Source organism: Gordonia alkanivorans NBRC 16433, assembly GCF_000225505.1.
Lineage (GTDB): Bacteria > Actinomycetota > Actinomycetes > Mycobacteriales > Mycobacteriaceae > Gordonia > Gordonia alkanivorans.
The window spans coordinates 1-1,121 of sequence record NZ_BACI01000083.1; the positions used below are offsets into that span (position 1 = coordinate 1).

A 1,121-nucleotide genomic window follows, 5' to 3' on the forward strand; every position below is an offset into this window, starting at 1 on the left:
CTAGTGTACTGCCCAGGGACGTTGGTCAAGCGGCTGAAGGGAACGTTCCGGCCGATGGCGGAGTGTTGCCGGTGGTGATTGTAGGTGTGCAACCATCCTGGCAACGCTGCGCGTCGGGCTTGTTCGGACCGGTAGTGCCGGGCGAAAGCCCATTCGGCGGCCATGGTCCGGTGGAACCGTTCGATCTTGCCGTTGGTTTGCGGCCGGTAGGGGCGTGTGTACTTCGCCGTGACTCCGAGCTCGGTGCAGGTGCGCTTCCACAACGCTGAGCGGTAGCAGCCACCGTTGTCGGACAAGACTCGTTCGACAGTGACGCCGCGGGCCGCGAACCAGCCCACGGCTCGCTGAAGGACTCCGGCTGCGGTGACAGCGGTTTCGTCGTCATGGATCTCGGCATAGGCGACGCGAGAGTGATCGTCGATGACGGTGTGCACGAAGGCATGTCCGAGTAGTTCGTTGTGGTGCTTGCTCCGGCGGGTTCCCGGCGTGGCCTGCCGATTCTTGCGTCCTTTGGCGCGTCCGACGAACCGCCAGCCGCCACCGACGGGGATGTTGCCGAGTTTCTTGACGTCGACGTGGATCATCGAGCCCGGATGAGGGTGCTCGTAGCGGCGGATCACTTCCCCAGTGCGGATGTCGATGTGGGAGAGCCGGTTGAGCCGGCATCGGACCAGCACCGCGTGCACGGTCGAGGCCGGCATCGACAGTCGGGAGCCGATCGCCTGGGGTGAGAGGCGCTGACGCCACCGCAGGGCCACGATCTTGCGTTTGATCGGCTCGGGGGTGCGGTTCGGACTGCGATGAGGACGACTCGAGCGGTCGTACATGCCCTCTGGGCCCATCTCGACATAGCGAGTGGCCCAGCGTTTGGCGGTCGGCCACGAAACGTTGAAGTGTTCGGCTGCCCTGACGATGGGCCAGCCGTCATCGACGATGCGACGGGCCAGCAGTAGTCGGCCCTTGGGGGTCAAAGGTGCGTTAGCGTGAACCACGAAGGTCTCCCGGTTGTGAAGTGTGTGTCGTAGCAGCTCCACTTCACGACGGGAGACCTTCGCTGTTCAACGACCCACTACCGCGTGTCGTCGCAATCCCTCAACCAACCTGCCTGGGCAGTACACTAG

General features: G+C 64.0%; 1 protein-coding gene. It reads right to left on the bottom strand.

The window, feature by feature from the left end:
* Positions 1-992: IS481 family transposase (locus GOALK_RS14780; protein WP_035754953.1), on the bottom strand; the 992-nt coding region annotated here is incomplete at its 3' end.
* Positions 993-1,121: the final 129 nt, after the last annotated feature.